The following is a 24304-nucleotide window of genomic DNA, read 5'->3' as shown; positions in this document are numbered from 1 at the left end:
CAGGCCGACTCATCGGCAATGGGTTAAACTTGCTTTTTCTTCCAGATAATCAGTAAAAGAGTCGCTCCGCCAACGAGGGTAATTCCCAGGAGGACCATGGTGATGGTCCCTGTGCTACCGGTAGCAGGCATGTTGAAACCACGATTGTTCTGAATGGTCAGAGGGACCAGGGCGGTAGTGTTCTCACCACCTTCGTCCAGCATAGTGACGGCTTTATCTGAAACTTTAGCCGTGACGGCACCGCTGAGACTGTTTTCCACAGCAATGATTTCAACCTTAACAGGATTCTTTAGAAGCTGATATCCGGTATTGGTTTTGGTTTCTGTCAGATAGTAGGTACCCGGGGCCAGGCCACGGATATTGATTTGTCCGTTTGCGTTGGTGGACAGGCTTTCCTGGGAACCGGCGGCGGTAGATGGCGAGTAAATATCCGATAAATTATGATTAAAGGTCATTGCTGGCTGACCATCGCGGTGGCACGTGAAAGTGACATCTTGAAGCTTGGCCCCATTATCTCCCAGTTTGGATAGCTGAATCCCATAGGTATAAACCTTAGGAGAAGGATGGGCATCATCCAAATTAACCGTTGTGACCTTTGTGGGGGGATCTCCCTTTTTTACATAATCAAAGGCGACGGTATTGGTGTGTCCGTTTTGCCCCATAACGGCCTGGTCATTTAGAACACCCGTATACGTCACGGTATAATCCTGAGTGCCTGCGGTTAAAGTATTTAGATGGGTCGATTTTAAATCAATGGCGAGTTTACCGCCATCGGAAGTAACACTGTAGTCGGTATCCCGGGTGAGTTCGGTTTTACCATCGCCATGGCCAAGATACACTTTAACCGATTGGGGATCTAAAATTAATGCCATATCGGGAGTATCCCGGATGGTCAGACTTGTTAGTCCTTCGGTAGGTACAATCGCGGTAAAGGGGACTTCATAGTTGATGGTGTCTCCGATCGATACGGCATAATTCTTGGTTATTCCATGATCGGTAAGAATTCGTTTATCCAGTTCCGTTAAAGCAGTGGTGTTTTTCGGATAGAGGTTAATTTGATAAAGCCAGCCGTTTCCATTTTGATTGGACATCGGAAGAGAGATTAAGACTGGAAGCGCATTTTGGGTGACATTACTCGGATAGTCTGTCTCAACGACGATGTACAAGCCAAAATCTAAATTTGAAAAAGCGGTTTGTCCATCGGCATTGGTCGGGTGGGGATCAATGTGTCCGGTCCAGTTGGAAATATCTTGTAAATCCCCGGCTTTTTTGCCATTGATCAAAGCTTGGAGTGTTGCACTGGAGTAGACCTCACCAACGGTGATGTTTGATCCGGCCCAACTGGCAAAATCTGAGGAGGTTACCTTGTACTGAAGGGCGTTATCCTCCTGGACTAAATCTGCAACCTTTTGGGTGGTGAAAATGACATTGGCAAGAGGGGTTCCCCCTGTGGGGGCATCAGCGGTGGTGCCGGTTAGTGTGCCAGCAGCTGCAGTGGAGGGGGTGTAGCCATCACCGCCATATTTGGTAATGGTCATACTGCAACGGCCTTTCATCGAATCGTCAATGGTACTTGGTGGACTTGCCGATGCCCCAAGAACAGGGAGACACGACAGTAAAAAAAGAATGAAAAAGGTAATAGCAACAGGGATAATGGTAAAATGAAATTTCCTTTCCATAATGGACTTCTCAGAATACTTAGAATCTTGCCCGATACCAACGCGTAAGAATATCGGGAGCCGAAGGAATAGAAATCAGACCGCTTTTTCTAGAAAAAATCGGCTCTTTCCATGTAATCCCATCAGTCTGGCCAGAGAGGATGGTTCTGTTTAGAGACAATCATCTGATTGATTAGGGCCCATTATAAAACCTTTTGCAACCGAGGACAATCTTTATTAATAAATTTAATATGACTTTAAGGGAACGTTGTTGGAGAAATACAGATAAAACACAGGTTATTCTTAAAAAAGAGATTGACAATAAGGTCCTAAAGTACGAAAATGATTTTAATTAGGACACAAAAGAAAAAGATTGAAAGAGAGGAATCGGATGAATAACCCGATCACTACCCGGGACCCATTAACAGGGCTATTGGATCGATCTGGATTTCTATGCTATGTTGAGAACCAGCTAAAAGCAAATAATGGGGCTCAATATACTATTATTTATGGGAATATCCATAATTTTAAAGTAATTAATGAAATCAGAGGAACCCAGGTTGGGGACAAGGTTTTAATTGACTTCGCAGAAAAATTTTCCAGTTGCTCTCATTTGGAAGCGGCTCGGATGGAATCCGACCATTTTATCCTTTGTATCCCCCTGGAGGATTTTGACGTGGATCGGCTGGTTGGCTTGAGCCAAAATCAATATAAGGACATTCGATATACTGCTCGTTTTGGTATTTATCGCATCCGGGATCTTACAATGAGTGTTAACGCCATGTGTGACCGGGCCAAAGCAGCAAAAAGGTATATCACCGATGAGTATTACGTCCCTTACGCCATTTGGGATGAAACGATGCGGGAAGAAATTGTTTCAGAAGGAATATTGTCCACAGAGCTGAAACCAGCCATTGAAGCTGGAGAATTTGTCGTATACTATCAGCCTATTGTGGATGCTAAGACTCAGGAAATTGCTTCGGCGGAGGCCTTAATTCGATGGAATCACCCGAAATACGGATTTATTTCTCCAGGAAAATTTATTCCTGTGTTTGAAAAAAATGCCTCTATTGCCAAATTGGATTATTTTGTAGGAATCACTGTTGTAAACTTCATCCAATCCCGGCTGTCTGTGGGAAAAGCCATTGTTCCCATTTCGGTTAATGCGTCCCGAATGGATTTTCATAATCATCAGATTGCACATCTCATCATCAGTAAGGTGGATTGCCTCGGAGTACCCCCGGAATTGCTGCGGATAGAGGTTACAGAATCCATTTATGCCCTGGAGCCAAAGCAGATATTGACTGAGATTCAGCAAATGCGGACCTATGGCATCCAGGTTCTTTTAGACGATTTTGGCAGTGGGTATTCGTCCTTTAATACCCTCACAACATTGATGTGGATATCGTTAAAATCGATATGAAATTTATTGCTGATTTCGAAAGCAATCATAAATGTCGCATTATTATCAAATCCATTATCACCATGTGCCATGATTTGGGCTATCGTGTGGTTGCAGAGGGCGTCGAAACCAAGGAAGAATTTGAATTTTTGAGGGAGTCCCAGTGTGACTTTATCCAAGGATTTTATTTTTATAAACCTATGTCTCAAGCTGATTTTGAGGATTCTCTCGATGCGTCTTTATAATGGTTGTGAGCCCCCTTTGGCTATTTGCCAAAGGGGGCTCACAACCTTATGCCTCAAACTCAAGAAAAACGGGTTATAATGGCTACAAAAACGAATTAAAGGGGAGGATAGAATGGAATCACAATCAACGCAACATCGAGGATTGAAACGGTTGGGGTTAGGATTGGTTGTTTTTTTAGTGGTATGCATTCTGGGGTTTTATGCGTATACCTCAGACTACTACCATGCCGATGCTACGGCCCGCGCCGTGATGACGACGGATTCGACCATTGAGGTGGTGGACAATTTAACTATCCTGCACCCGGAGAATCCCAATGGAACGGGTCTGATTTTCTACCCTGGAGCCAAGGTTGAGGCAAAGGCCTATCTGCCACTCTTGGAAAAACTAAAGGTCCAGGGCATTACCTGTGTGCTGGTGAAAATGCCTTATAATATGGCCATTTTCAATCCCGATGCGGCGGATGCGGTCTATGCGGCAGTCCCAGAAATCAGCCGGTGGTATATTGGCGGGCACTCCATGGGCGGGGCCATGGCCAGCAGCTATGCTGCCGGGCATCCCCAGGATGTCGAGGGACTGATTCTCTTAGGGGCCTATATTTATGGAGATTACCTGCCGGAAAAAACCTTGACGGTTTATGGCTCTTTTAACGCAAACCTGGAAAAAAATATCAACTATACGGAAAATATTGTGGTCATTGACGGTGGAAACCATGCTCAATTTGGCAATTATGGGATCCAGAAGGGTGACCCTCTGGCAACCATTAGCTCAGAGGAACAGCAAAATGCAGCGGTGGCGGCCATAGTGGACTTTATGAAAGAGAAATGAGCAAATACAAGTCATTGTATAGACATTATAACATAGAACGGGTATACTGGAATTAATCAAATTGAAAGGATGAACAGTATGGATTTCTTAGAGCGAAAACTTAACCGCAATATTCCGGTACCACTTTATTACCAGCTTAAGGGATATCTTGAAGATTATATAAAAAATGAACATGGTTCGTTAGATGTCCCCATTCCAACGGAACTGGAAATCAGTGAAGCATTTGGTGTCAGCCGTCCCACTGTCAGGCAGGCGATTAATGAACTTGTTGTAGAAGGAAAACTCTATCGTAAAAAAAGCAAAGGAACCTTTATAACAAAGCCGAAAATTAATCAGGATTTTTTAACATCCATTCAAAGTTTTGATGATGAAATGCGGGCAAAGGGTCTAACACCGAAAACAAAGGTACTCGGCATCTATGCCAGAGAGAGTACGGCGGAAGAGGCAGAAGCGCTTCAATTACCCCTAAAAAGCAATGTCCTTTGCTTAGAAAGATGCCGTTATGCCGATAATGCTCCTGTCGTCTATGTTATGACTGTATTACCGGAAAAAGAATGCCACTCTTTAATAGAAACCGATTTTTCTAACCATTCCTTATACAGCATGTTAGAAGACACGCTTGGATTAAAAATCGCCTATGCAACCCGGCAGCTGGAAGCTATCGTTGCTGATATTGCGACGGCTAAGCTTTTAAATGTTGCGAAAGGATCACCAATCCAGTTTATTAAGACAATTACCTATTTGGAAAATGATCACCCCATTGAGTATTCTCAAGCTGCATATCGCGGTGATCGAAGTCAATTTTCTTTTTTATTAAAACGATAATCTACTCTCAACTCCTCGAAAGAGGATTTTTTTATTGACATTATTTTGACGTTACGTTATTATGTAATTACATTAAGTCAATATAGAAAATTGGAGGATATAATATGGAGAGATTAACGGTGGAAGCATTGGCAAATTATTTTGACCATACTCTTTTAAAACCTTTCGTGGATGATGAAAAATTTAAAAAGTTGTGCGATGAGGCCCATCACTATGGTTTTAAAATGGTGGCAATCAATTCAGCACCCGTTGAATTATGTAAATCTTACCTTAAGGATTCACCCGTACACGTTGGAGCAGCTATCAGCTTCCCTTTAGGACAAACAACCATAGATGCAAAAGCTTTTGAAACAAAAGATGCCATTGCTAACGGAGCAGACGAAATTGACTATGTCATCAATATCGTTGAATTAAAAAATGGGAATTTAGAATATATCGAAAAGGAAATGAAAATCATTGTCGATATTTGCCGTCAAGCGGGGGTATGTTCCAAAGTTATTTTCGAAACCTGTTATTTAACAGAAGAAGAAATCGTATCGGTGGCTGAAATTGCAGGCAGAGTAAAGCCCGATTTTATTAAAACATCCACAGGGTTTGGGACGGCTGGAGCAACGGTAGAACATGTTCAATTAATGAAAAATACGGTGGGGGATCGAGTAAAGGTAAAGGCATCCGGAGGAATCCGTGATCTCGAAACCTGCCTGGCCATGATAGAAGCGGGAGCGGAACGGATTGGAACCAGTAGCAGTATAAAAATTCTGGATGAATATCGCGCTTATTTAAAACAATAATATTACGGGGGTAATAAAATGAAATATTTATTAGCACATGATTTAGGGACATCCGGCAATAAGGCGACGCTCTATAGTACAGACGGTCAATTGGTTGGAAGCAGTGTAAAGGCTTATGATCTTCACGTTACCAATAATAACTGGGCGGAACAAAACCCTAATGATTGGTGGCAAGCTGTTTGTCAGTCAACCCAGGAGTTATTAACGGATATCAATCCGGCTGATGTTTTGGGAGTATCTTTCAGTGGACAGATGATGGGCTGTATTTGTGTAGATAAAGGAGGGAATCCTTTAAGAAATGCTATTATCTGGGCAGATATGCGTGCCACGAGAGAAGAAGAATTGATTCGAGAACGAATATCGGAGATGGATTCTTATAAATTGACAGGGCATAAGATCAGTCCATCTTACGGTGGACAGAAGTTAATGTGGGTCAAACGGAATCAGCCGGATATTTATGAAAAAACCTATAAGATGTTAAATGCCAAGGATTATATTATCCTCAAATTGACAGGGCGTTTTGTAACAGAATATACAGATGCGTCTTCGACTAATTTGTTAGATCTCAACAAGCTGGAGTGGTCCGATGCGCTCCTTAATATTATGGAAATAGATGCGGACAAAATGCCAGAACTTCTGAGATCCACAGACATTGCCGGGACTGTTACACCGGAAGCGGCACAATTTACAGGACTATTACCGGGAACACCTGTGGTTTGTGGTGGCGGGGATGGTGTTTGTGCTGCCGTTGGAACAGGATGCACACGGGAAGGGATTGCCCATAGCTGTATGGGGACATCCTCATGGATATCGATCACAACGGAAAAACCCATCTATGATGATGAAATGAAAACTTTCACTTGGGCGCACATCGTACCAGGATATGTGCTACCAACCGGAACGATGCAATGTGGTGGTGGTGCCTTCAATTGGTATAAAGATATTCTTTGTCGGGAAGAAGAAATGATAGCGGCTCAAGAAGGGAAAAGTCCCTTCGAGTTATTGAAAGAGGAGGTAGCATCATCACCGGTAGGGGCTAATGGCCTGCTGTTTTTACCTTATCTTATTGGTGAACGGAGTCCCCGATGGAATCCTGATGCAAAGGGAGCCTTTGTGGGTTTAAAAATGGAAACCCAGAAAAAGGATATGGCCCGAGCTGTGCAGGAGGGAGTAGGGATGAACCTGAACGTCGTTTTAGACACTTTCCGAAAAAATGGCGTGACCATCGAAGATATGCTAGTTATCGGAGGCGGAGCGCAAAGTGATGGATGGCTTCAGATTTTGGCGGATATCTATCGAATGAGGATACAAAAACCAAATATGCTGGAAAAAGCCACTTCCATGGGGGCGGCAATCACTGCAGGGGTTGGCATTGGTGTATTCAAAAACTTTGATGTTATCGATCAGTTCCTAAAAGTAGTCGATACGAAAGTTCCCAACGAAGAAAATGCAAAAATATACGATCGCTTAAAGCCCCTATTTGATGAAAGCTATTTTGGCCTAAAAAAAGTATTTGGTGCTTTATCACAGTTCAGCTAGGCAGAAAATAATAGGAGATTACGTTTTCCTTACGAATATTGAGCAGAGAAGAAAGTGCAGAATATTTTCTGGAAATAAATATCAATCTAAATTATAATGGAAAAGAAAAACATACTTTATAGAGAAGAGAATTCCATTATGATTGATCTCCACACCCATTTTCTCCCCGGCGCCGATGGCTGCGTCGCCACCGCCAAAGAAAGCCTGTCTATTTTGAAAAGTGCCGCAGCCCTGGGCTTTACGGATATTGTGCTGTCGGTCTGTTATCTGCCCCATTTGGGGTATACCCAAAACGTGGCAGAAAATGCAGCGGTCCAGAGAACGTTGCAGGAGATGGTGGATACCGCTGGACTGCATCTGCACCTTCACCCGGGAAATGAAATACTATTTGATAATGCACTACTTAACCGTATCGGGGATGGCGCCTTCTGCCCTCTGGGGACCGGAAAGGTCTTTCTAACGGAGCTGCCCGGGGATGATTCTGTGCTGATATCGCTTTTGGAGCGGGGCTATACCCCGCTGCTGGCCAACCCAGAGCGTTACGAAGCCATCCAGCGTTCCCCGGAAAAGCTGGCCCATTACCGGCGCCTGGGAATGATGGCCCAGGGAAGCCTGTTAAGCTTGGCGGATCATTATGGGAGTGCCGCCCGAAAGACCCTGATCCAGCTGCTAAAGGCGGGCGAGATTGACTGCCTGGCCACGGGTGCCCGGGATGGATCGGCCTATACCCAGTTTGATGAGCTGGCACAACGTGCCCGGAGCATTGTGGGGGAGCAAAAATTTGAGGCGTTGATGACGACGGTTCCGGCACGACTGCTCGGAATAAGCCCCTTTAAGGAAAGGGATGGTACCATCGACGGGATGGCAGCCACAGCTCAGCCTGAAGCCGCCCCGCTTCCGGTGAAGTAAAGGCCAGCCGCCCCTTATGTACGGCGGCGATGCGGCGGACAAGGGTGAGGCCGGTGCCGTGGGGTGCCAGACCGTCGGGGCTTTTCCCACGGGTTGGTGGGGCAGTACCCAGTTGGGCCAGCTGGGAAGGGGTGAGGCCGGGCCAGGCGTTGGTCACGGTAAAGATCACCTGGCGTCTACGGGTGGTCAAGCCCAGAGTCAGAGTGTTTTCTGACCCGTGCCGAAGGGCGTTTTGAATCAGGTTGAGCAGCGCCCGGCGCAGCAGTGACGGATCCGCCCGGAGGATGAGCTTCTCGGCTTCAGCGGCGATGTTGATTTCCAGGGAGGAAGCCAGGCCGCTATTGAGGACTTCGGCACCTAGGGCGCGTAAAAGCGGGGCTGGTGCCACAGATTCCAGACCCAAGGGTTCCATGGCATAATCCAGGCGCATGGTCAGGTTTAAATCTGAAATCAGATCCCGGACATTTTGGCTGGCCGTCAGAATGGCATTAGCGTCCTGGGCCACCGGGCCACAAAGGGTAGAGTCTGTGGAGAGGGCCTCTGCCTTACCCATGATGATGGCAAGGGGTGTGCGAATATCATGGCTGATGCCGTCAATCCATCCAGATCGTGCGCGGTCTCTTTTTTTTTGCCCGTAATGGAGAATGAGGATGACCAGAAGGATGACCGAGATGAGCAGGGTGAAGAAAAAGGTTGGAATTCCCCGCTTTAACAGCTCCATAATGGCAATGGAGATGGTGAGGTTATATTTCCACTGCATCCCCGGGGGGCTACCAGCCACTAGAAGGCCATCCGCCCGATTCCACACCGTCACGGGGTAATCCCCCAGATACCAGTGGGTAAAGCTGGCCACATCCGATAGGGTGTAGTGATCGGGGATATCCTCGGGCTTGTTCTGGGACCAGATAATCTCCCCCTCATCGTTTATCAGAATGGCCCAGGCCGAGTATTCTGAAAGCAGGTCCTGACACTCCGGGGCCAGGGTATAGCCGCCGGCATCGGTGGTGAGTCCCTGGGACAAAAGGCGGATGGGGACTGCGGCAGCTCCCATGTCCTGATGGGTGAGATAGCCGGCGTAGCCTGCCAGGCCAAGAAAGGCCACCATAAAAAGCCCGAGGGAGAGGATGAGGGCCCCTGAAAAAATTCCGATTCCCCGGAGTAGATGTTTAATCATGTCGATCCTCCACCACAAGCTTATAGCCCAGCCCCCGGACGGTTAAGAGTCGGGTGGGATGGGAGGGGTCCACCTCGATTTTTTTGCGCAGGCGGCGGATGTGGACCATTAGGGTGTTTTCGTAGCCGATGAGCTCCCCCTCCCAAAGGGTGGCGCAGAGGGCATCGATGGTGACGATTTTGCCGCTGTTCTCCCACAGCTTTTTCAAAAGGGCATACTCCTTGGCGGTGAGGCGTTCCTCACGGCCACCGTCATGGGTGATGGTGGCGCTGTCAAAATCCACCAGGATATTCTCCAGTCTCAGGTGATGGCCAGTGTCGGACCCGTACACCCGGCGAAAGACGGCGGCGATGCGCAGCTCCAGCTCCTTTAACAGAAAAGGCTTGGTAATATAGTCGTCAGCCCCCAAACCCAGGCCCTTCAGCCGGGCGGCATCCTCGTCCCGGGCGGAGAGGAAGAGCACCGGCAGGTCTGGCCGCACACGGCGCAGGGCACCAAAGAGGGAAAAACCATCGCCGTCGGGGAGCATGATATCTAAGAGCACGGCGTCCGGGGCGGCAGCGTTAAAAATATCCAGGGCCTGGGCACAGCAGGTGGCGGTGTCCACCTCATAACCGGCCTGGACGAGGTGCTTAGCCACCATCTGCCCCAAGGCGGGCTCATCGTCTACCAGTAATATCTTTCGTCCCATTTACCGTCCCTCCAATTCGTTAACATAAATCTATTATAATCCACAGGCCCCTTTAGACCAAGATGTCAGGGCCTTTTTTAATGTAAATGTCAGGATGCCGTCATGGAGGCGTAAGCCGGAGGTGGTAGAATTGAGGAAACGAAAAAAGAAAGAGGTACGCCGATGGATATTGTACAAACCCAGGATTTACGCAAGCGCTACGGTAAGGTAGACCGGGTGTGTGACTTAAGCCTCCATGTTCCGGAGAAAAAGGTCTATGGTTTCTTGGGTCCCAATGGGGCGGGAAAGACAACTACCCTTAAAATGATATTGGGACTCATCCACCCCAGCGATGGCGGGGTGACCCTCTTTGGGCAGCCCATGGATGGGAAAAACAGACTGTCCCTCCTCCGGGATGTGGGCAGCTTAATTGAAAGTCCCAGCTATTATGGGCATTTGACGGGTCTTGAGAATATGGTGGTGGCCGCCCGGATGCGGGGGCTGGGAATGGCAGAAATTGATGAGGCCCTGGGGGCCGTGCGCCTGTCCGAGGCCAAGGATCGACGGGTGCGGGAATACAGCCTGGGCATGAAGCAGCGCCTGGGTCTGGCCATCGCCATTCTGGGGCGGCCCAAACTGCTGATTTTAGACGAACCCACCAATGGCTTAGACCCCGCAGGCATCCAGGAAATCCGGGAGCTGATTATTAGCCTGCCGATACGCTACGGCATGACGGTTCTGATTTCCAGCCATTTGCTGTCGGAAATCGATCAAATGGCCGATGTGGTGGGGGTCATTAACGAGGGACAGCTGATTTTTGAGGACAAACTCTCTGCCCTCCACGCCCTTAGCCAGCAGGCCTTGGCCATTCGTACCACGGACAACCACGCCGCCGGGGAGCTTCTGACGGCGGCAAAGGTGGCCTGGCAACGGTCTGAGGACTACCTGCTGCTCAATCGCCTAAGGGACGACAATGTGGCCCGGCTGAGCCAGATCCTGGTGGCCAAGGGCATCGGCCTTTTGCGCATAGAGGAACGCCAGAGCAGCTTAGAGGATATCTTTCTGCGCATTACCGGAGGGGCGGTGAGTCTGTGATGCTGTTCACCCTGGAATTTTATAAAAGCCGGCGGCGCCATCTCTTTCTGGTGGAGGGATGCTTTCTTTTCGCCATTCTCTTTTACTTTGGTTTTGATATGGCCCGGATGGATCCCATTAATGGCTGGATGGATGTAATCTACACCGTTCCCATTTTGGATGCTCTATTCCTGCCCCTTACCCTGGCCCTGGTGGCCAGCCGTCTGTGTGAGGCGGAGCACAAGGGACAGACCTTTAAGTGGCTTTCGACCACCGCAAAGCCCGGGGCCATCTACGATGCCAAGTGGCTGTGCGGCGGGGTGCACGTACTCCTCGTGGTTGTCCTGCAAACCCTGTTCCTTCTGGTGATGGGCCTACTTTTAGGCTTTCCCCGGCCAGTACCCCTTGGCCCCCTGTTTGGTTACAGCGCATCGGTGCTGACGGTAAGCCTGACCATCTACAGCCTGCAATACGGCCTATCCATGGTCTTTGCCAACCAGATGATTCCCCTGGCGGTGGGAGTAGTGGGTAGCTTCATCGGTCTTTTCTCCCTGTATTTTCCCCAGGCGATCCAAAAGCTTTTGCCCTGGGGCTATTACGGCGTGCTGGCCGTGGTGGGAATGGATTGGAATCCGGCAACCCGTGTGATCCGCTATTATTGGGCGAGCTACGATTATCTGGGCCTGGCTCTGCTGGGACTATGGTTCATTGCCATCTTTGGTGGATTCCGGGCGATCTTTGTCCGACAGGAGGTTTGAAAATGGGATTTAAACAGGCTTTTATGGCTGAATGGGTTAAGTTTCGGCACAGTCCGGTGTGGCTGGCCTTCGTGGTGATGTTGGTGCTCTCCGCCTTCATGGGGACCGTTAACTACCAGGCGAATGTGGCGGTCCTCACCCAGGGCTGGGTGAGCCTGTGGACCCAGCACACCCTTTTTTCCTGTGCAGTGTTTCTTCCGGCGGCCCTGGGGGTACTGTGTGCCTGGCAGTGGCGGTTAGAGCATACCGACCACAGCTGGAACCAGATTATGGCGGCGCCCCTTGGACTGGGGGCCATCTGGTGGGCGAAGCTGTGCTGGGCGGGGGTGATCGCTCTGGGAACGGCGGTTATAGTAGGGCTTTTTTATATTGTCGGTGGTGTCCTCATCGGTCTGCCCCTGGGGGATTTACCACCAGAGCTGCCGGGTTGGCTGTTTTTCGGATTTCTGGGCATGGTGGCCATTTGTGCCTGGGAGGAGTTTATTGCCATGGTGATCCGTATCTTTGCAGTGCCGGTGGCCATAGGTCTCTTCGGGGGAATTGTGGGGCTGTACATCACGGCCAAGGGCTTTGGCCTGTACTGGCCCTGGGCTTTGCTCAGTCTGGGAATGCGGGCCAATAATCCCAATCTGGAGCTGGCGGTGGCCCCTTTTGTCCTGCTGTGCCTTGTCTTTACTCTGATTCCAGGGGCTATTGCCCTGGGCGGTGCCAGAGTACGGGATGTGCGGTCGGAGTAAATGAATCCTAAATGGATTTATGATAAAATAATATCCCTTCTTTTGTAAGGAAGATAGGAACACGTTTAATGAAAATAAAAAATGGAGGGACAGCATGAAATTAGGGATTATACGGTGCGCACAGACAGAAGATTATTGTCCGGGGACAAGAGATTTTGCAGTGATCCGGGAAAAGCAAGGGGCTTTTGCGGGGGGAACCGAGGAAATTGAAATCATTGGCTTTATCAATTGTGGGGGCTGCCCTGGGAAAAAGACCGTGCTGCGGGCCCGGGAGCTGGTAAAACGGGGGGCAGATACCATCGCCTTTGCCTCTTGTATCCAAAAGGGCATGCCCATTGGGTACCCCTGTCCCTTTGCGAAAAAGATGAAGGATGTGGTCCAGGAGGATTTGGGAGAATCCGTCCGATTTTTGGACCATACCCACTGAGGTTATCTAACTAAAAAAATACCCTTCGGTTTTCAAAACCAGAGGGTATTTTGGTTTAAAATAGGGCAAAGGGATGAGACTGCGGCATCATGCGCTGTGGGGATAGACCTCTCCCTTAATCATGACATTGACGATGTTTAACTCCCGATCCAAGAGGACCACATTGGCCAGACAGCCTGGGGCCAACTTCCCAAGCTGGGTCTCACCAATTCGGCGGGCGGGGTTTAAGGTGGCTGCCTGGACGGCTGTTTCCAGGGGAATACCGAAGGATACAGCCTGGCGGAGGCAATCCATGAGGTTGGTGGTGGAGCCGGCAATGGTGCCGCTCGAAAGGGTGGCCCGTCCGTTAACAACCTTGACAGGCTGTCCCCCCAGGCTGTAATCTCCATCGGCCAGTCCGGCAGCCCGCATGGTGTCGCTAATGAGGATCACCCGATCTGGGCCGAAGAGCTTAAAGGCCGCTCGGACCATAGAGGGATCGATGTGAATGCCGTCCGAGATCAGCTCCACCGTGGCATCCGGCTGATCAAAGGCGGCGCCAACCACACCGGTTTCCCGATGGCCAAAGGGTGGCATGGCATTGAAGAGATGGGTCACGTGGCAGGCTCCCACCTCGAAGGCCGTCCGGGCCGTGTCGTAATCCGCCGTGGTGTGGCCAAGGGCCAGGACGGTTTGACCTGCGGTGTGATGGATGAAATCCATGGCTCCGGGCAGCTCCGGGGCGATGGTCATTAAACGGATACTCCGGCCAGATGCTGCCATGAGGCGTTCAAACATTTTTCGGTTAGGCACTTGGAGGTAATCGGCGTTTTGGGCGCCCTTTTTTTCCTTGGAGAGAAAGGGGCCCTCCATATTGATGCCCAGGAGCATGGCACCGGACTTAGGCTTGTGGTCCCTGGCGTTGGAGAAAATATCCGACAGCTGGGCTTCGGGCAAGGTCATGGATGCCGGAGTAAAAGCGGTGATGCCGTTTTGGGCCTCGTACTGGGCAATGGTCGCTAAAGATTCTGGGGTGCCATCACAAAAATCTGCATCCATGGCGCCGTGAAGGTGAAGGTCAATGAGTCCAGGGATGGCATAAAGTCCCTGGGCATCCAGTACGGGATGGGATTTTGCCCCCGGGCCAGTGGCAATGATTGGCCCATCGATGACCAGGTCCTGCTGTTTAAAGCGGCCATCGGGGGTGAAGACCGCTGCGTTTTTAATGATCATGGTGGACTCGCTCAATAACGGTCATGGCGGCTTCATCGGCCACAACCATCAAGCCGGAATGAAGCTGGAGGATGGAAGCCGGGACCTGGGGGGTGATGGGGCCGTACAAGCTTTGATACAGGGCTTCCGCCTTGGTGGCACCACTGACCACCAGCAGAATGCGTTTGGCCTGCATGATCGCCTTGATTCCCAGGGTGAAGGCGTATTTTGGCATAGCTTCTATGGTGTCAAAATACCGGGCATTGGCGGCGATGGTACTCTCGGTTAAGGCCACACAATGGGTTTCCCGTTCAAAGGATTCACCGGGTTCATTAAAACCAATATGGCCATTCTGCCCCAAACCCAGGATTTGCAAATCGATCCCGCCGGATTCATGGAGAAGGGCGTTATACCGACGGCATTCCGCGGCATCGTCAATGGCCATGCCATTGGGCAGTTGGGTATTGGCTTTGTCAATATTAATATGATTAAATAAATGGGTGTCCATGAAATAGCGGTAACTCTGGGGATGATCACCCTTCAGCCCCTTGTATTCATCCAAATTGATGGACTTTACCCTGGAAAAATCCAAATCGCCCTTATTATACCACTCCACCAGATGTTCATAAAGACCGATGGGGGTAGATCCTGTGGCCAGACCGAGGATACAGTTCGGTTTCATAATGACCTGGGCGGATACAATATTAGCAGCCTTGCGGCTGAGGGTTTTATAATTTTCTGCACGATAAAATTCCATAATAGCTCCCTTCATGGATAACAGTTTCCTATAGCATAGCGAAGAAGAGGGGGCTTTTCAATTGTTTTAGTAATACAGAAAGAACTTTCAGGCTGGGCTAAGAAAAAAGGTGAAAGAAGGGAGAAAATTTGTTATGATGGAACCAAGAGTCATGGATTGAGGTGTACACATGAAGGATTACAAAAAAACAGTGGTTCCGGTGATCGAAAAGGCCTATGGAGAGATGACCGCAGTGGAACGCAATATTGCGGATTTCTTCATCCATAATAATGAAGAAATGGATTTTTCAGCCAAGAGTATTGCCGCCCATCTCTTTGTTTCAGAGGCGTCCCTATCCCGCTTTGCTAAAAAATGTGGTTTTAAAGGGTATCGGGAATTTCTATATCACTACGACAGTACCTTTACAAAAAATGAGAAAACCATTGATGATTTGACCAAGGGGGTTCTCAATACCTATCAGGAACTCCTGAATAAAAGCTATGCCCTGGTGGATGAAAACCAGATGCGCCGCATCGCCCTGCGCTTAAGCAAAAGCCCCCGGGTCTTTGTTTATGGCATGGGGAGTTCAGGTTTGGCGGCCCAGGAGCTGAAAATGCGTTTTATGCGTCTTGGTCTGGATGTGGAGGCCATCGTCGATTCCCATATTATGAAAATGAATTCTGTTCTGGTGAATGAGCGGACGCTGGTCATCGGAATCAGCATCAAAGGAAAAACCCAGGAGGTGCTCAGCTCTTTAAAGGCAGCCAAAGCCCATGGTGCCAAAACCGTATTGATTACAGGTAATGCCGCTCCAGGACAGCATCAGTACTGCGATGAGCTTTTACCCATTGCCCTCACTAAAAATTTAGAAGGAGGGAGCATTATCTCTCCCCAGTTTCCCATTCAAATTATGGTCGATATTTTTTATGCGTTCTTTTTAAATACCGATTTTACGAATAAAACCGCTCTGCACACAGAGACCGTCGGAGCTTTGAAGAAATTGGCAGATTGAAACAAATTGAATTGAAAGTCAGTGCAAATGCGCTGGCTTTTTTGTATGTGACGGTTTCTTAACTGGGCTGAAAGTTCTTTCTATAATGAACCGAAATATTGAAATTAAAAACAAACTTCGCTATACTGAGTGCAACAGAAATCAAACAGAGATGGAGAGCATTGAAATGAGTCAAGAAGACAGTTTAAACATAAAGGGACATTTGATTGTCTCCTGTCAGGCGTTGCCCAACGAACCGCTGCATTCTTCTTTTATTATGGGAAGAATGGCCCTGGCGGCTGCGGAAGGCGGGGCCTATGGTATTCGGGCCAACACACCTGAGGATATCGAAGAAATTAAAAAAAATGTGACACTGCCCGTTATTGGGATTGTCAAAAAAGATTACCCGGATAGTCCGGTGTATATTACACCAACCATGACCGAGGTGGATGTCTTGGTGGCAGCCGGGGCGGAGATTATCGCCATGGATGCTACGGTCAACCAACGACCGGGTGGATTGGATTTGGAAACATTTTTTAAAGAAGTGAAGCAGCGCTACCCCAATCAGCTATTCATGGCTGATTGTGCCACGGTAGACGAAGCGGTCGTTGCTGATGGTTTGGGTTTCGATTTTATCGGGACAACCCTGGTGGGGTATACCGCCCAGAGTATTGGGGATCGCATTGAGGCGGATGATTTTAAAATCATCCGGGAAATCTTAGAACACGTCAGCCACCCGGTGATTGCCGAGGGAAATATCGATACCACGGATAAAGCCGTGCGGGTGCTCGATTTAGGGTGCTATAGTGTGGTGGTGGGGTCCATCATTACCAGACCACAGCTCATTGCAAAGCGGTTTTCAGAACGTATTGAAAACCGGGACTGAGATTATTTTTTCGTTTTTTTAAGCCGACTGTGGCTTTGAGCAATAAAGAAATATAGGAGAGTTTTATTATGAAAGGTATTTATTCTGCATTATTAGCTTCTTTTGATGAACAGGGCAAGATTAACGCCCAGGGAATCCGGGAAATCGTTCGGCACAATATTGATGTGATGAAAATCGATGGTCTATATGTCGGGGGGAGCACGGGTGAAAACTTTATGCTTTCAACCGAAGAAAAGAAAGAAATTTTTGATATCGCCAAGGATGAAGCTGGGGATCAGGTCAAGCTCATCGCCCAGGTAGGGTCCATCAATGTTTATGAATCCATGGAGCTGGCGAAGTACGCCACCAAGCTGGGGTATGATGCCATCTCAGCGGTTACCCCTTTTTACTATAAGTTTAGCTTTGCGGAAATCAAGGAATACTACAATATGATTATGGAGGGCGTGGATAATGAGCTGATCATCTACTCCATTCCCTTCCTGACCGGTGTGGACATGAGTGTGGAACAATTTGCAGAGCTCTTTGAGAACCCCAAGATTATTGGTGTGAAGTTTACCGCCGCCGATTTCTTCCTGTTGGAACGGATGCGCAAGGCCTTCCCGGATAAGCTGATCTTTGCTGGCTTTGATGAGATGATGCTGTCTGCTGCGGTTCTGGATGTGGATGGTGCCATTGGTTCTACCTTCAATATTAATGGGATTCGGGCAAGACAGATCTTCGAGCTGGCTAAGGCAGGTAAGATTGATGAAGCCCGTGCCATTCAGCATGTGACCAATGATCTCATTGCCGCAGTTCTGGACAATGGCCTGTATCCCACCATTAAGTGTATCCTGGAAGAACAGGGTGTCCATGCGGGGTATTGCAGGAAACCCATGGCCAGTGCCACTGAGGAAACCCGGGCCAAAGCGGTGGAAATTTACAACACCTATATTAAATAAGGGAAAGTGGGGGAATTATTATGCAAGGTTTTACAATGATCGATTTGATCATTCTCATTGTGTATTTGGCAGCGGTGCTCATTATCGGGCTGGCCTTTGCCAAGAAGGATATGGAGGGGAAGGAGTTTTTCAGAGGGGATGGCACCATTCCCTGGTGGGTCACCTCAGTGTCTATCTTCGCCACGCTGTTAAGTCCTATTTCCTTCCTCTCCCTTGTGGGGAATTCCTATGCAGGGACATGGATTTTATGGTTTGCCCAACTGGGGATGCTTATTGCCATCCCGGTGACCATTCGATTCTTCCTGCCCATGTACAGCCGCCTGGATATCGATACGGCTTATGAGTATTTGCAGCTTCGCTTTAACAGCAAGGGGCTGCGCATCCTTGGGGCCATTATGTTTATTATTTACCAGGTGGGTCGGATGTCCATCATTATGTACCTGCCATCCATGGTGCTGTCGAATCTCATTCACGTGGATGTGAATATCTTGATTGTGCTCATGGGGGTTGTCGCCATTATTTACTCCTATGCTGGCGGGATTAAATCCGTGCTATGGACTGACTTTATCCAGGGATGTGTGCTGATTGTAGGAGTTGTTTTCTCCCTTATTTACCTGGTTGCCAGTATTGACGGCGGGATGGGTGCCATTGCAACCACCTTGGCTAATGGGAAATTCCTATCGGATACCCAGGCCCTTATCGATCCCCAGATTTGGAAGGACAGCATTCTGATTATCTTAATTGGGGCAGGCTTCAATACCTTCTCATCCTATGTGTCCAGCCAGGATATTGTCCAGCGGTTTACGACGACTACGGATGTTAAAAAACTGAATAAGATGATGCTGACCAATGGGGCGCTGTCTATCTTTATTGCCACGGTATTTTACTTAATCGGAACCGGCCTTTATGTTTTTTATGGTCAGAATCCAAGCCTGGCTCAGACGGCCCAGCAGGACCAGATCTTTGGCTCCTTTATTGCTTATCAGCTGCCGGTGGGGATTACCGGAATTCTGCTGGCTGCCATTTATGCCGCATCCCAGTCCACATTGTCAACGGGGCTGAACTCTGTGGCTACCAGCTGGACCCTGGATATCCAGACCATGGTTTCCAAGAAATCCCTGAGCTTTAAAACCCAGACCCGCATTGCTCAATTTATTACCCTGGGAGTGGGTGTTCTGTCCATTGTTGTGGCGATTATCCTGGCCAACGGGGAAATTAAATCGGCTTACGAATGGTTCAATGGCTTTATGGGGTTGGTATTAGGGGTTCTGGGCGGCACCTTCGTCCTTGGCGCTTTCACCAAAAAAGCCACCAATGTGGGGGCCTATGTTGCCTTTGCAGTTTCTGCCATCCTGGTGGTTTTCCTAAAATACAGCGGAGCGGGCGTATCCATCTGGTCTTACTCCATTATCTCTATTTTGGTCTCCCTCATCGTGGGTTATGTGGCAAGCTTGATCCACCGGAAATTGGTTCCTGAACAACAAATCTGCGATGTCCGAACCACTATTTTTTATCACAAGGGAAAGAATATTGCCCTTGATGAGGAAAAGGCAGGTGAATAATTATGATCTTTGGACAACTTGACGGGGCTCATCCGTATGGCTTTTTAGACAAAGCCATTCAGAGATGTTTTGATTATTGCCGGGAAACGGATTTAAAGGCTCTGGCCTTAGGCTCCTACCCCATTGAGGATCAGGATATCTTTGTCAATATTGTCTCCTATGAAACGGGCACATCCCAAGACCGCAGCTGGGAAGCCCACCGGAAGTATCTGGATATCCATGTGATGCTGGATGGAACAGAAACCATTGAAATGGCCTTTATTTCAAAGATGGATCAGGGGACCTTCGACCCGGATGCCGATAACCTCCCTCTCACAGGGACGGCACAATGTGGCATATCCCTGATGCCCGGAGATTTTCTGATTTGCTATCCAGAGGATGGGCATAAGCCTGGGGTCTGCGTGTCGGATCCCCAGGTCATTAAGAAAGCGATTTTCAAGGTACGGATATGAAACCCTATCTCTGTATTGATATTGGAGGGACGGCCATTAAGCACGGACTATTCTCCGAGGATTTTAAGTGTATGGCTAAAAAGAAGGTGCCGACCCATAGTGCGGCAGGACCAGAGCCCGGTGTGTTAGAGCAGGTTTTCACCATTATAAAGGATTGGCAGGCCCAAACAGAAGTTGAGGGGATTGCCATTTCCACGACGGGGATTGTCGACCCAAAAGCTGGCCAGATTATTTATGCCTCAGAGGTCATGCCGGGTTACACCGGGACAAAGCTGAAGGCACCTGTGGAGAACGCTTTCAATCTCCCCTGTATCGTTGAAAATGATGTGAATTGCATGGGGTTGGCTGAAGCCAACCTCGGGGCAGGCCGAAGTGCCCAAAGCTGTCTATGCATCACCGTGGGAACAGGCATTGGGGGATCTTTCATCTGTGGTGGCGAGATATTCCATGGCTTTAGTAACAGTGCCTGCGAGGTTGGTTATCTCCGGGTACCTGGTGGGGTTTATCAGGATTTAGCATCCACCAGTCAGCTGGTTAAAAAAATTGCCGAAGGCCGGGGGATCTCACCCTCCTCCATCAATGGCTTCCAAATTTTTGAAGAAGCCCGGGCAGGGGCCAAGGATTGCATCATCGCCATTGATGAAATGGTGGATATCCTGGCAGATGGTTTGGCCAACATAGTCTATCTCCTTAATCCAGAGATGGTCATCCTTGGTGGTGGTATTATGGAGCAGCGGGATTATATGGAACCCCGCATTCAGTCGGCTTTATCCAAACGGATCATCCCGGTGGTGTTTGATCAAACCCAGATCGCCCTGGCACAGCACGGCAATGATGCGGGTATGCTCGGTGCGCTGATGGTGCTTCTGCGTCAGTTAAAAGAATCGAGCGAAGGATAAAAAGGCTTCACTATACGGAGATGTAAAAAGAGAGGGTACCCATTACAGGATATCCCCTCTTTTTTACATGCGGTGTATTGATGGAATTTTTTGTGTTATTGTGCCTGGGGGGCACCAGTCTGGGTTTGCGTCACGATGCTCTCCATAATATCCATGGTCAGGGCGCTGCTGACATAGCCGTAGATATTCCCCTGGGAGTCGATCATATAGGTGGTGGGATAGGCGCTGATGCCATAGGGGATGGTGGCGGCGGTCCCCCCTTCATCCATGACCACCGGGAAGGTATAACCATTATCCGAGAGGAAAGACTTGATGTCCCCCGCACTGCCTTCCTGGCCCACATTGGGGGAGGCTACCCCTAGAACGATGAGGTCCCCCTGGTTTTTGCCATGGGCCTCATAGAGCTTTTGGATGTCCGGCATTTCACCCCGGCAGGGGGGACACCAGGTGGCCCAGAAATTCAGGAAAACCGTTTTGCCCTTATAATCCGAAAGGCGATGGGAGACGCCATTTTGGTCGGTCAGGGTAAAATCTGGGGCGGGGGTTAAGGCTTTGGTGCTGGGGACAGGGGTAGTCTGTGGGGTTGGGGTGGCTGCCCCTTGCTCCTGGGTGGTGGAATTGGTGGTGCCCACATTGGAGAGATAGCCGGTCAGCCCATTCATAAAGCCCGTTAAGGTCATCAGGCCCATGAGGATGAGGAGAATGGCCCCGGCCTTTACCGTATAGCGGACAATGTTTTTATGCTTTTTAAAGAAAGCCAGGACCTGGGCGGTAAAGAGTCCCACGGCGAGGAAGGGCAGAATAAAGCCAAGGGTGTACACACCGATGAGGAGAAAGCCATCCGCCATTGTACCCGCAGACCCAGCCATCAGAAGGACGCTGCCTAAAATGGGCCCTACGCAGGGGGTCCAGGCGAAACTAAAAGCAAACCCCAGGATAAAGGCACCCAGGGGACCCATGGCCAGCTTATCCAGCTTAAAGGGCAGGCGCCACTCGCGCTCGCTGTTTTTACTGTGGAAAAGCCCGAATTGGTAGAGGCCAAAGAGAATCATTACGATCCCACTAATGCGGACAAACCACAGGCGATTATTGTTAAAGAACTGACCTAAGGCTGTAAATCCAAAGCCCAGGATAAAGAAGGTCGCACTGATACCCAGCACAAAGAACAGGGTATTGACAAAGACCTTTCCCCGGGGATACTGGGGGTTGCCATCGGCGTCCATCGTCGAGGCACCACCAGCAAAATAGCCGATGTATAATGGAATCAGGGGAAGTACGCAGGGAGAGAAAAAGCTGAGGAGCCCCTGGGCAAAGACGGTGAGCACTGGGACACTTAAATCGAGAGAAAACATAGTCGTCAGACCTCCTAAATGTATTTTGTAAAATTACAGTTATAGCTTAATTTATAACACGCTCAGTTACAGTTGTCAAGAAAAAGCCAGGGGACTAAAGGAATCCCCAGAATTTGACAAAGGCATCTTGCCCATCCTATAATGAGGGTATTACATCACATTTGAAGGAGTTTCCATGGCACGATCCAAGCAGCAAGCCAGTCGGCGCGCCCGCCTGCGCAAGACTTTTCTGAGTGAGGAAAATCAGGCCGCACTCAAAGCTTTAAATGAAGCCCGATACCCCACCCGGGAAGAAGCGGCCCATACCGCCATTACCTTTTACAGTAACCGCTTCAAACATGAGCGGCTTTATCAGTTTAGTGGCAACAGGCGAGGTGGGAAGAAGGAAATCACCAGTACCTTTGAGTACGATTTATCGGAATTTGTTGAAAAACATCCGGAAATGGGGGCCATGCGCTATTTTAGGCGGCCACCAGACAATGAGGGCGAGAAGCTCCTTCGGGGTATTTTTTATAATGATAACCCCAAGCTTCGGGGAATTGAATCCGTTGTGAAGGAAAGTGGCCGGGTAGAAACCGTGGACAGGATGATTGCCAGACGGCTCAACCGTATCTGGCAAAGCGCCCTGGCCCAGGAGGTCGCAGATTATTTTACCAAGGATGTCATCTTTGACTGCGTGGAGGACAACGGCTATTATCCCTTCACCACGAAGCGTAAGGAGGCCCGGGAGGCCATGCTCAAGGAAATTCCTGAGAGTATGCCGGAGCTGTTTCCTGCAGCCAGAAAGCTGACCCGGCACTTTATCCTCCATGTGGGGCCCACCAACTCCGGAAAGACCCACGATGCCGTGGAGGATTGCGCCGCCGCCAAGCGGGGAATCTATTTAGCCCCCCTGCGACTGTTAGCCATGGAAATTGCGGAACGCCTTAATAAAGAGGGGGTTCCCTGCAGCATGATTACCGGGGAGGAGGAACAGATTATTCCCGGAGCTCAGCACGTAGCATCCACTGTGGAGATGATGGATTTTTCCTGGTACGATGTGGCGGTTATTGATGAATGCCAGATGGTGGGAGAACGGGAGCGGGGCTGGGCCTGGACCCAGGCCATTTTAGGAGTAACGGCGGGGACCGTCCATGCCTGTATGGCTCCGGAGGCAGAGTCCCTGATCATCGCGCTCATTGAAGAGTGTGGCGATACCTGGGAAGTGGTGCGCCACCGCCGGGCGACGCCCCTGCGCATGGACGATGAAGAATTCATGTTCCCCGAGGATGTCCGGGATGGGGACGCCCTGGTGGTGTTTTCCCGGCGAAGCGTCCTCCAGGCGGCCTCTCTCTTAGAGGATGCCGGCCGACAGGTCAGCGTGATTTATGGCGCTCTGCCCTACCAGGCCCGCCGGGCGGAAACCGAGAAATTTGCCCGGGGTGAAACCAAGGTGGTCGTGGCCACCGATGCCATCGGCATGGGGATGAACCTTCCGGTGAAGCGCATCATCTTTTTGGAAACCCAGAAATTTGACGGTCAGAAAAAGCGAGATTTGGAGCCGGCAGAGGTTAAGCAGGTGGCAGGCCGTGCCGGAAGGCGAGGCTACGAGGAGCTGGGTCTGGTGAATGCCTGCTTTGATAAAAATAGCGTTAAATGGAAACTAAAGGTTAAAAACCCTCCCATTGAGGCGGCCCGGACCACCATGCCAGGGTTCTTAGTCAATATGGACCGATCCCTTTCCCAAACCATGCGGGACTGGCAGAGCCTGACGGATCATGCCCCCTATAAAAAGGCCAGCATGACCCGAGCCATTGATTTGTGTGAGTGGATGGAGACCCATTGCCCCCTGCCCAAGGACGAAATGTACCGGGGAATTACCATCCCTTTTGATGAAACCAACTACGATATCCTCTCCCGGTGGAAGGAAGCCATGCACAACCGCTTAAAGGGAAGGCCAATTCTGGAGGGGCTAACCATTGTCATTGCCCAGGAGGGGGATTCCCTGGAAACCTTGGAGGGAAAATACAAGATTCTGGATTTGCTCTATTCCATCCTGCGCAGCTTTAGTTCCGATGAGGAAGAGGCAGAGGCCCAGAAGGCTTATATTCTAGAGTGTAAGCTGGAACTCTCCGGAGCCATTATCGCGAAGCTTAAGCAGAATAAGAATACCTATAAAAAATGTAAAATCTGCGGGGATCGGCTGCCCTGGAATTACCCCTATGGCATTTGCAGTGCTTGTCATGCCCTGGAGATGGTAAGATCGGATCACTAAGCCCCATC

At 49.4% G+C, this 24304-nt stretch carries 22 protein-coding genes and 1 pseudogene; 17 read left to right on the top strand and 6 right to left on the bottom strand.

The features are described 5' to 3' along the window. Nucleotides 1-23 precede the first annotated feature (23 nt). Nucleotides 24-1679, bottom strand: coding sequence for a SpaH/EbpB family LPXTG-anchored major pilin (locus BLW33_RS04535; RefSeq protein WP_090305703.1), 1656 nt, complete (start codon nucleotides 1677-1679; stop codon nucleotides 24-26). Nucleotides 1680-2049: 370 nt separating this feature from the next. On the opposite strand from BLW33_RS04535, the pseudogene BLW33_RS04530 reads away from it, so the two are divergent. The 6 genes and pseudogenes from BLW33_RS04530 (at nucleotide 2050) to BLW33_RS04500 (ending at nucleotide 8195) form a co-directional block, all read left to right on the top strand. Beyond that, a pseudogene (locus BLW33_RS04530) lies at nucleotides 2050-3305 on the top strand (putative bifunctional diguanylate cyclase/phosphodiesterase). Nucleotides 3306-3417: 112 nt separating this feature from the next. Next, on the top strand, nucleotides 3418-4131 hold the full coding sequence (locus tag BLW33_RS04520) for an alpha/beta fold hydrolase (protein ID WP_090305694.1): 714 nt from the start codon (nucleotides 3418-3420) through the stop codon (nucleotides 4129-4131). A 78-nt stretch (nucleotides 4132-4209) separates the two neighbouring features. After that, on the top strand, nucleotides 4210-4956 hold the full coding sequence (locus BLW33_RS04515) for a GntR family transcriptional regulator (RefSeq protein ID WP_090305692.1): 747 nt from the start codon (nucleotides 4210-4212) through the stop codon (nucleotides 4954-4956). Nucleotides 4957-5060: 104 nt separating this feature from the next. Next, entirely contained in the window at nucleotides 5061-5747 is a 687-nt protein-coding gene (deoC, locus tag BLW33_RS04510; RefSeq protein ID WP_090305689.1) for a deoxyribose-phosphate aldolase, read from the top strand. An 18-nt stretch (nucleotides 5748-5765) separates the two neighbouring features. Beyond that, nucleotides 5766-7286, top strand: a complete 1521-nt coding sequence (gene xylB / locus BLW33_RS04505) for a xylulokinase (RefSeq protein ID WP_090305686.1) — start codon at nucleotides 5766-5768, stop codon at nucleotides 7284-7286. Nucleotides 7287-7382: 96 nt separating this feature from the next. Then, the gene (locus tag BLW33_RS04500) at nucleotides 7383-8195 is read left to right on the top strand and encodes a CpsB/CapC family capsule biosynthesis tyrosine phosphatase (RefSeq protein WP_143032588.1); all 813 of its coding nucleotides are present in this window, start codon (nucleotides 7383-7385) and stop codon (nucleotides 8193-8195) included. Here the strand turns inward: BLW33_RS04500 and BLW33_RS04495 are convergent. Next, nucleotides 8119-9369: a sensor histidine kinase gene (locus BLW33_RS04495; protein WP_090305680.1), complete on the bottom strand. Its 1251-nt coding sequence runs from the start codon at nucleotides 9367-9369 to the stop codon at nucleotides 8119-8121. The two genes, BLW33_RS04500 and BLW33_RS04495, sit on opposite strands and share 77 nt — an antisense overlap. Continuing rightward, nucleotides 9362-10060 (bottom strand): response regulator transcription factor, encoded by a 699-nt coding sequence (locus tag BLW33_RS04490; RefSeq protein WP_090305678.1) that lies wholly within the window; start codon nucleotides 10058-10060, stop codon nucleotides 9362-9364. The genes BLW33_RS04495 and BLW33_RS04490 overlap by 8 nt, the downstream gene beginning before the upstream one ends. Before the next feature lie 162 nt (nucleotides 10061-10222). On the opposite strand from BLW33_RS04490, the gene BLW33_RS04485 reads away from it, so the two are divergent. From BLW33_RS04485 to BLW33_RS04470, 4 genes are all read left to right on the top strand, one after another. Continuing rightward, on the top strand, nucleotides 10223-11134 hold the full coding sequence (locus tag BLW33_RS04485) for an ABC transporter ATP-binding protein (protein ID WP_090305676.1): 912 nt from the start codon (nucleotides 10223-10225) through the stop codon (nucleotides 11132-11134). Next, nucleotides 11134-11871, top strand: coding sequence for an ABC transporter permease (locus BLW33_RS04480; protein WP_090305674.1), 738 nt, complete (start codon nucleotides 11134-11136; stop codon nucleotides 11869-11871). The genes BLW33_RS04485 and BLW33_RS04480 overlap by 1 nt, the downstream gene beginning before the upstream one ends. Nucleotides 11872-11873: 2 nt before the next feature. Continuing rightward, nucleotides 11874-12608, top strand: coding sequence for an ABC transporter permease (locus BLW33_RS04475; protein WP_242911592.1), 735 nt, complete (start codon nucleotides 11874-11876; stop codon nucleotides 12606-12608). A 94-nt stretch (nucleotides 12609-12702) separates the two neighbouring features. Beyond that, a complete protein-coding gene (locus BLW33_RS04470; RefSeq protein ID WP_090305671.1) occupies nucleotides 12703-13035 on the top strand; it encodes a CGGC domain-containing protein in 333 nt (110 codons plus the stop codon). A gap of 87 nt (nucleotides 13036-13122) precedes the next feature. Here the strand turns inward: BLW33_RS04470 and nagA are convergent, their stop codons facing one another. Together nagA and nagB are read right to left on the bottom strand one after the other, a co-directional pair. Continuing rightward, nucleotides 13123-14247, bottom strand: coding sequence for an N-acetylglucosamine-6-phosphate deacetylase (nagA, locus tag BLW33_RS04465; protein WP_090305668.1), 1125 nt, complete (start codon nucleotides 14245-14247; stop codon nucleotides 13123-13125). Beyond that, nucleotides 14237-14983 carry a glucosamine-6-phosphate deaminase gene (gene nagB, locus BLW33_RS04460; protein WP_090305735.1) on the bottom strand — a complete coding sequence of 249 codons (747 nt, stop codon included), beginning with the start codon at nucleotides 14981-14983 and terminating at the stop codon, nucleotides 14237-14239. The genes nagA and nagB overlap by 11 nt, the downstream gene beginning before the upstream one ends. A 169-nt stretch (nucleotides 14984-15152) precedes the next feature. Between nagB and BLW33_RS04455 the strand changes: the two genes are divergently transcribed. The 6 genes from BLW33_RS04455 to BLW33_RS04430 all read left to right on the top strand — a co-directional run bounded on the left by BLW33_RS04455 (nucleotide 15153) and on the right by BLW33_RS04430 (nucleotide 20690). Continuing rightward, nucleotides 15153-15974 carry a MurR/RpiR family transcriptional regulator gene (locus BLW33_RS04455; protein WP_090305665.1) on the top strand — a complete coding sequence of 274 codons (822 nt, stop codon included), beginning with the start codon at nucleotides 15153-15155 and terminating at the stop codon, nucleotides 15972-15974. Nucleotides 15975-16140: 166 nt separating this feature from the next. After that, nucleotides 16141-16839, top strand: a complete 699-nt coding sequence (locus tag BLW33_RS04450; protein ID WP_090305662.1) for an N-acetylmannosamine-6-phosphate 2-epimerase — start codon at nucleotides 16141-16143, stop codon at nucleotides 16837-16839. Nucleotides 16840-16907: 68 nt separating this feature from the next. Further along, nucleotides 16908-17777: an N-acetylneuraminate lyase gene (locus BLW33_RS04445; protein WP_090305660.1), complete on the top strand. Its 870-nt coding sequence runs from the start codon at nucleotides 16908-16910 to the stop codon at nucleotides 17775-17777. Between the two features lie 20 nt (nucleotides 17778-17797). Beyond that, nucleotides 17798-19339 (top strand): sodium:solute symporter family protein, encoded by a 1542-nt coding sequence (locus tag BLW33_RS04440; RefSeq protein WP_090305657.1) that lies wholly within the window; start codon nucleotides 17798-17800, stop codon nucleotides 19337-19339. Between the two features lie 2 nt (nucleotides 19340-19341). Beyond that, nucleotides 19342-19791 carry a NanQ anomerase/TabA/YiaL family protein gene (locus BLW33_RS04435; protein ID WP_090305654.1) on the top strand — a complete coding sequence of 150 codons (450 nt, stop codon included), beginning with the start codon at nucleotides 19342-19344 and terminating at the stop codon, nucleotides 19789-19791. Next, nucleotides 19788-20690, top strand: a complete 903-nt coding sequence (locus BLW33_RS04430) for an ROK family protein (RefSeq protein WP_090305650.1) — start codon at nucleotides 19788-19790, stop codon at nucleotides 20688-20690. The genes BLW33_RS04435 and BLW33_RS04430 overlap by 4 nt, the downstream gene beginning before the upstream one ends. 95 nt (nucleotides 20691-20785) lie before the next feature. On the opposite strand, the gene BLW33_RS04425 is transcribed toward BLW33_RS04430, so the two are convergent. Continuing rightward, nucleotides 20786-22042 carry a cytochrome c biogenesis protein/redoxin gene (locus tag BLW33_RS04425; RefSeq protein WP_090305646.1) on the bottom strand — a complete coding sequence of 419 codons (1257 nt, stop codon included), beginning with the start codon at nucleotides 22040-22042 and terminating at the stop codon, nucleotides 20786-20788. Between the two features lie 175 nt (nucleotides 22043-22217). Between BLW33_RS04425 and BLW33_RS04420 the strand changes: the two genes are divergently transcribed. After that, nucleotides 22218-24296 carry a DEAD/DEAH box helicase gene (locus BLW33_RS04420; protein ID WP_090305643.1) on the top strand — a complete coding sequence of 693 codons (2079 nt, stop codon included), beginning with the start codon at nucleotides 22218-22220 and terminating at the stop codon, nucleotides 24294-24296. The last annotated feature ends 8 nt before the right edge of the window (nucleotides 24297-24304 follow it).

It is taken from the genome of Eubacterium aggregans (genome assembly GCF_900107815.1).
Taxonomy (GTDB): Bacteria; Bacillota; Clostridia; order Eubacteriales; family Eubacteriaceae; genus Eubacterium_O; species Eubacterium_O aggregans.
The sequence above is the reverse complement of the archived record's forward strand: the minus strand, read 5'-3'. Positions and strand labels throughout refer to the sequence as shown.